Here is an 11,740-nt window from a genome sequence, read left to right as displayed (position 1 = left end):
ACTGCATATTTGAAAAAAGCCATGTGCGAATGAAAAACCATTGGTGCATGGCTTTCTTAATTTGGAAAGAAGGAGGAAACCAATGCAAGCATCACAGGTGGTTACTTTAATCATAGCTGCTGCAACTATGTTTGGAGTCATCGGTTTTATCATCCTTTTGGCTCATTACTATACCTTGAATGGCATCAAGGCCAAGACTGTAGGTGATGGTCAGCATGGCACGGCAAGGTTTGCAACGAAGAATGAAATCAAGAAGACCTATGCTCATGTACCCTATGAGCCGGAGCAGTGGCGCAAGGGCATCAACCTGCCCAAGGTGCAGGGTCTGGTTGTGGGATGCAAAACGGCTTCAGGGTTGGTCACCGCTCTTGTAGACCAGGGAGATGTGCATGCATTGATGATCGGTGCGGCGGGTGTCGGCAAGACCGCCAATTTCCTTTATCCCAATCTGGAATATGCCTGCGCATCCGGGATGAGCTTTATTACCACCGACACCAAGGGCGACCTTTACAGGAATTACGGATGCATCGCCAAGGACTACTATGGCTACGATGTGTCCGTCATTGACCTGAGAAACCCCACCCGCAGCGACGGCAACAATATGCTGCACCTTGTAAACAAATATATGGATGAATACCTTGCCAATCCTGATAATCTCCCAGCAAAAGCCAGGGCGGAGAAATATGCAAAGATCATTGCAAAAACCATTGTCAACTCCGGAGGACTGGATGCAGGCTCCTACGGCCAGAATGCATTTTTCTACGATGCAGCCGAGGGCTTGCTGACTGCCGTCATTTTATTGGTGGCGGAATACTGTCCAAACGAGAAACGCCATATCATATCGGTCTTTAAGCTCATACAGGACTTGCTGGCTCCCTCCGGCGTAAAAGGCAAAAACCAGTTCCAGCTGCTTATTGAAAAGCTCCCGTCAGAGCATAAGGCAAGATGGTTTGCGGGAGCGGCATTAAACACTGCGGAGCAGGCCATGCAAAGCGTCCTGTCGACAGCCCTTTCCCGGTTGAATGCATTCCTGGACTCAGAACTGGAGCAGATACTGTGCTTTGACACTGCCATCGATGCGGAGCGTTTTTGCAAAAGAAAGTCTGCCATCTTCCTTGTCATGCCGGAAGAAGACAATACAAAATATTTTCTAATCTCCCTCATTGTCCAGCAGCTCTACCGGGAGATACTGTCGGTGGCCGATGAGCAGGGCGGCAGGCTTCAAAACCGTGTCATGATGTACCTCGATGAGATCGGCACTATACCAAAAATTGAATGTGCAGAGATGATGTTTTCCGCTTCCCGTTCCCGCCGTGTTTCCATCGTGGCCATCATACAGAGCTTTGCGCAGCTTGAAAAGAACTACGGCAAGGAAGGAGCCGCTATCATCATCGACAACTGCCAGGACACCATTTTTGGAGGCTTTGCCCCAAACTCGGAATCAGCGGAGATACTTTCCAGAAGCCTTGGCAATAAGACGGTTTTATCAGGTTCGGTCACCCGGGGGAAGCATGATCCATCCCAATCCCTGCAAATGATCCAGCGTCCCCTGATGACTCCCGATGAGTTGAAGACCCTGCCCAAAGGCAGCTTCATTGTCGCAAAGACCGGCGCCTGCCCTATGAAAACCAGTTTAAAGCTGTTCATTGAATGGGGTATCCGGTTTGAAAAGGTGTATGAACTGCAGGAAAAATTCGCCCGCAAGGTTGCCTATGCTGACAAAAAAGAGCTGGAAGGGGAAATCGTCAAAAGGCATATATCATATGAAGATATAGAAGAACAGGGACCATACTCCACATCAGCTCAAGGCGGCATATCCCTTGCACCTGCTGAAGAGATTCAGGGGAAAGCATTGAAGTCCAGGCTGCAGACAAAGACAAAAACACAGCGGCAAATGGAGACGCCGCTGCGCACAGATTAGGAGGTACTCAATGGGTTATTTTAAATCACTTTATGCATCGGAGCTTCCCCATAGGGCTGTAGCCGTCTACATGTACCTTCGTGACAGGGCGGACAGGGACGGCAAATGCTATCCGGCGATCGGTACCATTGCCGAGGAGCTGAAGCTGTCGCGGAGTACCGTAAAAAGAGCCATCGCAGACCTTGAAAAGAGCGGTTATCTTTGCAAGGAGCAGCGATGGCGTGAGAACGGGGGCAAGAGCAGCAATATGTATTTTTTAAAATCAGGGATGGGGTAACTCTGAAAAACCTTCTTTACACCAAGGGGGCAGTCTGTTTATTTGGTGAACTGTGGTACGGTTCACTGTGAGCTATGCAGTGAACTCCCCACTCTAAGAAATATTCAACATCAGACAAAGAAACAAAATAGATTAGTGGATAAATAGCATGAAAGGTGGAAGATGGGATGAATTTAGAAAAATCAAGAAAAGCGGAGTACAAGAAGTGTGCAGCTTTATTGTCTCTGCTGGTTGGATTGGATGCTGATACAGAAGAAAGGGTTTGTGGATGTTTTCAAAACATGGGAATAAATAACTTTTTTCTTCATCTCGAATCACTTGAACTTGGCTTATCCCAGGAGACTTATGAGAAGCTGAAAAGCTTAAGAATTATTATTGAGGTATTTGGTGAGGAAAGGGGGCAGGCATAACATGAAGAAAAATATGCAGCATACCGAAAGCTTTTTAAAAGGGCTGACGACTTTAACAGGACTGCCCTACAAAAAGGTTCGGCAGTATGCAAAAGAAAACAACCCTTTTAATATCTTGGAACACCCTCATATCATGGAACCAAATGAAAAACAGCTTGAAAAGATAGGGCTGCTCAATGAATTCATAGCTTCTTATAACCTCCTGAAAATCTACGAAAGTGAGAAGAAGATTATGCTTAATTCATCAACCGTATCGGGACAGTATTTTTTGGCTCTTTTGGGTGGAATGAAGGATAAAGAAAGGTTCATGGTTGCTTTTCTGGATAATGGCAATAACGTGATTGAAACAAAAACCATGTCTGAAGGGAGTGTTGGACAAGCAGTTGTTTATCCCAGAGAGGTATTGAAATATGCTATTGCCTGTGATTGCAGGGCGATAATCTTGGCCCATAATCATCCCGGCGGCTCCACAAATTTTTCTCCGGAAGATAGGGCATTGACACAGAGATTTGTTGATATTTTTCATCCTCTTGAAATCAAAGTTTTAGACCATATTGTTGTAGGCGGAACACGCTATTCTTCCATGGCGGAACAAGGAGAAATTCCTCATCAGTGTGTAAGTAAAGCAAATTATGAAGTGATTGCATTAAGTGAATCGGCGGTGGAAGAAAACCAGGATAGTTGTCAGTATACTCATTCATTTTAGGCCGAAGAGAAGGGGAAAAACGATTGCAGCTAGTTCAGTATATCTATTTTGAGCTCATAAAGTCTTGCTATGCAAGGCTTTATGAGCTTACGGGCATAGTTATAGTTAGATATATTTCCATTGATGGAAAGAAACCAATTGAAAATTTTCTTCAATTATGAAGGGAATACTTGCCATTATTCGTAGTTTCGAATATAATATATTTTGTATGATTATAACTTTTAAGAGATATGTCAATGGGATATATCGGTTAAAACAGAATGCAAATGCCTAGCTGTAAGTTGAATCAGAACGGTTTGCGATTAGGTGGGGGGCTTTCGGTAGAAATGTCAAAGGATAAGTTAGAGAAGCCATTCAGGACTATGAATAGATATATGGAACAAATGGATAGAATCAGTAGGTTGACAGGAATAGCATCAAGGCTTAATATAGCAACAATGTTTGAGACGCCTATTAGTCGGTGGCTTCAACAGCAAGACTATATTGCCAATCTTTTTAAAAGCACAGAATTTGCTTCTGCATTTTCATATGCAGAGAAAATGGACAAACTCTTTCCGCGTATTGAAAAGCTTGTATTGCCTAATGCTGCGGTTTTTTCTGAAACACAAAGAGCTTTAGATATTGTCAATACGCCTGCAATTAGAGCGGCAATTTCTTATGCAAATAGGATTGAAAGCATTATGCCTAAGCGTTTAGGCAGTATGTTTGAGAATTCTATAGCAATCCTTGAGAGGATTAATTTTAATAACAGCAGGCTGTCGTCCATTACAGACTCATTAAGTACTTATCAAAACCTTTTTCAAAACATAATAAATACCACTGCTTATAACAATTTGTTAGGGAACTTATTCCCTAAAGACGAATATTCTCAGATATTTAACAATTTTGATAGTGAAATTGACGAGGTATCTTTAACCTCTATCGAAGAGGAAGAGCTTGTGAACGACATAATAGAGATTTATTCTTCTCCAAACTGGCAGCAACAACTAAATATAGCAATAATAAAATGGCAGGAAAAAAATCCTATAGTCATGCGGGTTTTAAAAGCAATTGTTACGTTAATTACCATAATAAGTGCAATAGCGACGATTGCCGGTTTTGTGCATCAGGCTACCGTCGTTTCAGATAAAGCAGCAATAAGAAAAGAACCTTCTAAAGCAGCTCCAATTGTATATACCGTTACAAAAAATGAAATCGTCACGATTATTAGTGAAGAACGGTACTGGTACCAGGTCGAATATGTGACTGTAAAAGACGAGGATGAAGATAAAAAAACTGTTTACAGGGGATATATTGCTAAACGGACAACAGTGAAAACCATTGAAACGAAGTCTACCAGCGCTGCTGAAGATGATGGTTTGGAATAAGTAGAAAAGTTTTGGATGGCAAGAAAGAAGGGGTGTTTATTTGAAGCAAATGAATTCTTTAATAAGATGCATACTGGATTTTTATAATCTCCAAAGAATGGAAAATCCAGCAGTTCTTGAACGTATGAAAGAGGGCAATAGCGAGGAATGGGTAATGGACAGGTTGGAGCGGGCCATCTTTAATGATTGTGATAAAGAGGCTAAAGCTACTCATTCACGTTATGCCATATGGGGAGAAGATATCCGCAGTTTAATCTTGAAGGCAAGGAATGAGATGAGACAAGGAAACTGTGAGCGTGCGGGAAAATTACTTAATATTGTGATCAATAGTATGGGTGCATTTATAGACGCACAAGTCATGCTCAGCAATAAGCCGGAAAATATAAGTTTAATAGAACCTGCTGAAATATTGGAATCTTATATAGAAGCATTGAAATCAAATAATTTTAAAGAAAGTGCCGAAATAGACAGTGTGGTTAAAAGGATGGAAGAGCTGATTAAAGATAAACCATTATTTTATGGGATTGAGGATTAAGAAATTGCTGGAGCCTAGAAAACTACATTTCGATGAGGGATGAGAAATGGAATATATTACTGCGAAAGAAGCTGCTGAAAAATGGGGCATATCCCAACGGCGGGTACAGGTTCTGTGTGAACAGGGCAGAGTTGATGGAGCCAAGCGCCTTGGCTGGGTCTGGGCAATTCCTAAAGATGCCCCAAAACCAGCAGATGCAAGGTTTAAAAGAGAAGATAGAGAAGAAACCAGGATTAATGCAAAAGAAGATTGATACTAGAACAGGAGGGGTTAGGCAATGAGCGAAAAACTACAACGCTTTACCAAACTTTTAAAGGACATGTTTGAGTTGGAGAAATCAGATCTTGACTTTGGCATATACCGCATCATGAATATCCGGAAAAACGAGATCAATAACTTCATTGAAACTACTCTTGTCAGTGAAGTTAATGCCATACTATCGAAATATGCTACTGATAACAGTCAGGTAAGAAAGCGTATTGAAGAAATTGAGAAGCAGTGTGAAAGCGTAGGGGTTAAGGTAGAGGACAGCAAGCTAAGGGAAGAATATGCCGAATATAAGGCGTTGCTTGCCTCCGGTACGGGAGTTGCCGAGCTGGAAAGTGATGTTTATTCAGCTTTATATAACTTTTTCAGCCGTTACTATGATGAGGGAGATTTCATCAGCAAACGCCGCTACAAAGAAGGTGTTTATGCTATTCCCTATGAGGGGGAAGAAGTCAAACTTTACTGGGCCAACCATGACCAATACTATATCAAAACCAGCGAAAACTTCAGGGATTATTCCTTTAAGGTAGATGTACAGGGAGAAAAGTATACGATTCATTTTAAGCTGGTTGACGCCAATACCGAGCAAAATAACAACAAAGAAAGTGATGACAAAAAGCGCGAATTTATTCTGCTGGATGAAAACTTCCTGGAAGCGGAGGGTAATGAGCTTACAATAAAATTTGAATATCGTGTTCCTGCAAGTGAGCAGGATAGTGTAAACAAGTTGAAAGATAATACTAAATTAAATAAATCCGCCGTTGATAAAATTAAAGGCGCCGTTTCAGAAAATGCCGACTTAAAGCGCTTTGTCTGGGCCATAAACATGCCTGCCCCAACAGATAAAAATAAGACCCGCACAATTCTGGAAAAGCACCTGGAAACCTATGTTGCCAAGAACACCTTCGATTATTTTATTCACAAAGATTTGCGCGGTTTCTTGAACAGGGAACTGGATTTTTACATAAAAGCCGAGATAATGCATCTGGACGACCTGGATACCGACAATGAAGTGAAAGTAAATGCCTACCTGGCCAAGGTGAAGGCCATTAAAAAGGTAGGCCGCACCATTATTGACTTTTTGGCGCAAATAGAGGACTTTCAGAAAAAGCTGTGGCTCAAGAAAAAGTTTGTGGTTGAGACAAACTGGTGTATCACCCTTGATAAAATTGACGAGAGTTTCTATCCTGAAATATCTGCAAATGATGCACAACGGCAGGAATGGGTGGAAATGTATGCCATCGATGAGATTGCCGGGGACTTGATGACAGAGGCTTATTCCAATCCGCTGACCGTAGATTTTTTAAAACAGAATAAAAACCTTGTGCTGGATACAAAGCATTTTACGACGGAATTCAAGGAGAGGCTGATTGCAAGCATTGACAATTTAGATGAGGAGACAAACGGCCTTTTAATACACAGTGAGAATTTTCAGGCATTGAATTTGCTGCAGGAGAAGTATAGAGAAAAGATTGATTGTGTTCACATAGATCCTCCATATAATACGGAAACAAGTGGGTTTTTATATAAAAACAATTATAAACATTCAAGTTGGATGTCCATGATGTATGATAGACTAATTATTTCAGTGCCTCTTATGTCTGACGATTCTTCTTTTGCTTGTCATATTGATGAAAATGAGTATGAGCGACTTTGGAATGTTTTTGAACAATCAAGTTTACTTAATGTTGGTACTGTTATATGGGATAAGCGCAATCCAATGACTGGTGGAGCTGGATTGGCTACACAACATGAATATGTAATTTGGCGATCTAAAAATTTAATCACACTAAACCTTAATAGTGATAATGTCAAAAGTATGATTGAATATGTGCAAGGGCTTATTTCTGAATATGGCGGCGTAAACGAAGATGTTCGCCGAGAATATACAAAATGGATTAATCAAAATACCAATTTAAGCGGCGGAGAAAAAGCATATAGGTATATTGATGATGATGGTAAAATATATCAAAGTGTAAGCTTACGTGCTCCAGAACCAAGAACGGACCCTAAGTTTTTTCAGCCACTTATTCACCCTATAACTAAAAAGCCTTGTGCGATACCTCCTAATGGCTTTTCAAGGACACCCGAAACGCTTCAAGATATGATGAAAAGAGGAGAAATTTTATTTGGAAAAGATGAAACAACACAGCCACGACAAAAGATGTTTTTAACAGCTGATACAAAACGCCAAATGACATCAGTTATTCAAAATGGAATGAAAGGTAAAGCTGATACAGACAAATTGGGTATTGTATTTCCTTATTGTCATCCTGTTTCACTTTATGAAGTTTTGGTTGGTGCTGCAACAGAGAAAACATCAATAATCCTCGATTACTTCGCCGGCTCCGGCACAACTGGTCATGCAGTAATAAACCTCAACCGCGAAGACGGAGGCAACCGTAAGTATATCCTTGTGGAAATGGGCAACTATTTCAACACAATTACCAAGCCGAGGATTAAAAAGGTTGTCTACGCTAAAGATTGGAAGGACGGCAAGCCACAGAACAGAAATACCGGTGTTTCACAGATTTTTAAATACATCCGTCTGGAAAGCTACGAGGATACATTGAATAATATCGAGCTTAGCCGCACGACTGAGCAGGAGAAGCAGCTAAGGATGGACGCAAACTTCTTTAACGAGTACCTTGTATCATATATGCTGGACATTGAAAGCAGGGGCAGCCTCTTAAACCTTGACCGCTTTAAGGAGCCTTTTGCCTATAAAATGAAAATTGCCGAGAACAACGAGACAAAAGAAACAACCATAGACCTGGTGGAAACCTTTAATTACCTCCTTGGCCTTGCTGTTACGAGACAAAAAGCTGCTGCTCGCTTTAATGCCGTCCCTGATCCTGAGGGTGAATATGAAAACGCAGTAATGCTTACAGAAGACAAGGAAGGGCAATATGCCTTTAAAACAGTGGAAGGTATTATGCCCAATGGGGATAAAGCTCTTGTTATCTGGCGCAATCTTACCGAAGATCTGGCAGCCGATAACGCTGCTTTGGATGCTTTCTTTGTGAAATACCGCGCAGAAACAAAAAACAGCGAGTTCGACATTATCTATGTTAATGGAGATAACAATCTGGAAAACCTCAAGGGCGACAAAGAGCAGTGGAAGGTTCATTTAATCGAGCTTGAATTTAAAAAGAGGATGTTTGAGGGGGTGTGATGTATGGGGGCTAAAAAGACCAAGAAAGCAAATAAAGCCATCAATCTCAATGATTGCCTGGTGCTCAATAAGTACTTCCTTTCCCTCTTTGGCAAAAGAGATTTCAGGGAACTGGCGGAAGATATGCGGTCTGCCGATTTGGAAGGGTATAACGAAGAGAACACCTCCTATTTCCATGAATTTATAGTACGCAAGTATGTTAAGCTGGGCTTTTTAAATAAGGACAAGCTGAAGGAGTATGATGAAAACATCTTCCGTTATGTCCAGCATATCGGCGAGGGTCGGGGCGGGCTTACCCTAAAATATTTCCAGTATCTTGCTCTCCTTTTTACCGAGATGTATCTTGACAGGTACTTCCTGGACAGGGAGAACTTTGTTGCCGACTTAAATAATTTCCTGCATGAATTCAATGCTGAAAGCGATGGTGAAACAATTTCGGATTATACACCGGACAGCTTGAACAAGCTGGCCTTTATGTGCGCTACAGGTAGCGGCAAGACGTTAATTATGCATGCTAATATCCTGCAATTCCAACATTACTTTAAGAGGGCGCAGGAATATAACAAAAGTTTGACCCTTAATAAAATCATTCTTCTTACGCCCAATGAAGGTTTATCGCACCAGCACATTGAGGAAATGAAGCTTTCCGGCATCCGCTGCCGCCTCTTTGAAAAGGATACCCTGCAGGAAAAAGACGAGGTGCTGGTTATCGACATTAACAAGCTGGAAGAGCAGGGGAAGGTGAAGACTGTTTCTGTGGACAGTTTTGAGCAGAACAACCTTGTCCTGGTTGATGAAGGGCACAAAGGACTCTCCGGAAATGTGTGGTACGATTTTCGGAGCCGGTTGTCGGAGTACGGGTTTTCCTTTGAGTATTCGGCGACTTTTAAGCAGGCTATCAAGGAGGAAAAAACAAAATCGGAAGCTGAGGCTCTTGCTCATCAGTACGGCAAGGCCATTATATTTGACTATTCTTATAAGTACTTCTATAATGACGGCTATGGCAAGGAATACCGAATTTACAACCTGAAAGAGAGTCTTTCCAGAGAACAGCAGGAGCTGTATTTAACGGGTTGTTTACTCAGTTTCTATCAGCAGATGAAAATTTACCAGAGCGAGAGAGGGGCCTTTGTCCCCTTCAATATTGAAAAGCCGCTCTTAGTATTTGTGGGCAACAGCGTGAATAAAACCGTCAGCAAGGACGAATTAACCGACGTGCAGGAAGTTCTGGCCTTTATTAACGGCTTTACGGCAAACAAAGAAAAGGCCGTAAGCCGGATCAAAATGCTGCTGGATGACAATACCGGGCTCCTTGATGAAAGAGGACAGGAGCTGTTTTATGGCGATTTTTCCTATCTGCAAAATCTGTTTCAGCGAGATGCCGGCTCTGTTTATGACGATGTGTTAAAAATCGTTTTTGAGACAACTTCCACAGGCAGGTTGCACTTGGTAAATTTAAAACAGCTGGGCGGAGAAATTGGTTTACGGATTGGCAGTGACAATGAATTTTTCGGGGTTATCAATGTTGGCGCCGGCGGCGACAGCGAGCTGATTAAGAATATTGAAAAAGGGAAGACCGGGATTGTTACCGATGAAAACCAGTTTGAGAACGAATCCCTGTTTAAAAGAATAAATGATAAAAATTCCAGGATTAATATACTTATAGGCTCTAAAAAGTTTACAGAAGGGTGGAACAGCTGGCGGGTTTCCACCATGGGGCTGATTAACTTTGCCAAGGGCGAAGGCTCTCAGGCCATCCAGCTTTTTGGCAGGGGGGTAAGACTTAAAGGTTACGGAAACTGTCTCAAGCGCAGTTCCAAACTGGACTACCCTGTTGAAGTGCCGAGGTATATTAACAAAATAGAAACCTTAACTATATTTGGGGTAAAAGCCGATTATATGGCACAATTCAAAGAATATCTTGAAAAGGAAGATATGGATCTGAATGACTCCATCAGAGAATTCAAGCTCCCTGTAGTAAGCCGTTTTCATGATGCGAAGGATAAACTGAAGGTGATTAAGGTCAAGGACGGCATCAATTTCAAAAAGCAGTCGAAACGGCTGATCCTTACCACTCCTTCAGACGGCTTTATGGACAACCTGGTCAAAAATAAAGTCAAGGTTGATTATAATGCTGCCATCCAAAGTCTTACTTCTACCAGGAGTGAAGATGTAAAATATCAAAAGGACGAGGCTGTATTGGAGCCACATCATATCGCGTTCTTAGATATGGATAAGCTTTATGCCGAACTGCTGCAATACAAAAACCAAAAGGTTTATTACAATATCAGCATCGAAAAGTCATTATTGCCGGAAATACTTAAGCTGAAGGGCTGGTACACTTTGTTTGTCCCCAGGGCGCTGATGGAAATCGACAGTTTTGATAAAATCGGCAGAATCAATGATATATGTGTTATGCTTCTAAAAAACTATCTGGACAGATTTTTTAAATATCATAAGGCCCAATGGGAAGCGCCGCACCTGGTTTACGGGGACTTAAAATCCAGTGATAAGAATTTTATCGATGCGTATAATATTACTCTTTTTAACAAAGAGAAATTCGAAGAATTTGCAGAGCTGATTGAGGGAATCAGAGAGGCTTTGGAAAAAAACAGGCGTTTGGGCAAGTACGAGGATAAGCATTTGAATTTCCGCTACTTTGACTTTTACAACCACCTTTACACTCCCCTTATCTCTATAGATAAAGGAATCCGTATTGAGGTTTCGCCTGTAAGCCTAAACAGCGACGAAAAGCTGTTTATTGACAGGCTGAAGAAATATTGCGATGATAATCCATCTGCTTTTATAGAAAAGAGGTTGTATTTGCTCCGCAATAAGAGCAAAGTTGGTATTGGCTTTTTTGAAGCAGGTAATTTTTACCCGGACTTTATTATGTGGATTGCCGAAGATGACAAGCAGTATATAACCTTTATTGATCCCAAGGGCATAATGATGCTGGAAAAGAATATCAATAACCCCAAAATACAATTTTACAAGACTATAAAGGAAAAGGAAGCCCAGTTACAGCCGACCTGCACCGAAAAGCAGATTATTTTGAATTCCTTCATCATGTCCGGCACAC

The 11,740-nt window shown here is 41.6% G+C and carries 9 protein-coding genes; all 9 read left to right on the top strand.

Translation table 11 applies throughout. The annotated features are described in order from the left end of the window. Positions 1–82 precede the first annotated feature (82 nt). A complete protein-coding gene (locus HPY74_04355) occupies positions 83–1,921 on the top strand; it encodes a type IV secretory system conjugative DNA transfer family protein (protein ID NSW89911.1) in 1,839 nt (612 codons plus the stop codon). Positions 1,922–1,931: 10 nt separating this feature from the next. Continuing rightward, entirely contained in the window at positions 1,932–2,198 is a 267-nt protein-coding gene (locus tag HPY74_04350) for a helix-turn-helix domain-containing protein (protein NSW89910.1), read from the top strand. Positions 2,199–2,365: 167 nt separating this feature from the next. Continuing rightward, positions 2,366–2,608 carry a hypothetical protein gene (locus HPY74_04345; protein NSW89909.1) on the top strand — a complete coding sequence of 81 codons (243 nt, stop codon included), beginning with the start codon at positions 2,366–2,368 and terminating at the stop codon, positions 2,606–2,608. Position 2,609: 1 nt separating this feature from the next. Then, positions 2,610–3,314, top strand: coding sequence for a DNA repair protein (locus tag HPY74_04340; protein ID NSW89908.1), 705 nt, complete (start codon positions 2,610–2,612; stop codon positions 3,312–3,314). 326 nt (positions 3,315–3,640) lie between these two features. After that, positions 3,641–4,681, top strand: a complete 1,041-nt coding sequence (locus tag HPY74_04335; protein NSW89907.1) for an SH3 domain-containing protein — start codon at positions 3,641–3,643, stop codon at positions 4,679–4,681. Positions 4,682–4,721: 40 nt separating this feature from the next. Next, entirely contained in the window at positions 4,722–5,216 is a 495-nt protein-coding gene (locus tag HPY74_04330) for a hypothetical protein (protein NSW89906.1), read from the top strand. A gap of 46 nt (positions 5,217–5,262) precedes the next feature. Continuing rightward, a complete protein-coding gene (locus tag HPY74_04325) occupies positions 5,263–5,469 on the top strand; it encodes a DNA-binding protein (protein ID NSW89905.1) in 207 nt (68 codons plus the stop codon). A gap of 24 nt (positions 5,470–5,493) precedes the next feature. Next, the gene (locus tag HPY74_04320) at positions 5,494–8,658 is read left to right on the top strand and encodes a site-specific DNA-methyltransferase (GenBank protein ID NSW89904.1); all 3,165 of its coding nucleotides are present in this window, start codon (positions 5,494–5,496) and stop codon (positions 8,656–8,658) included. A gap of 3 nt (positions 8,659–8,661) precedes the next feature. Beyond that, on the top strand, positions 8,662–11,740 hold a 3,079-nt coding region (locus HPY74_04315), incomplete at its 3' end, for a DEAD/DEAH box helicase family protein (protein NSW89903.1).

Source organism: Bacillota bacterium (assembly GCA_013314855.1).
Taxonomy (GTDB): domain Bacteria; phylum Bacillota; class Clostridia; order Acetivibrionales; family DUMC01; genus Ch48.
This window is presented reverse-complemented; position numbering and strand designations above follow the sequence as displayed.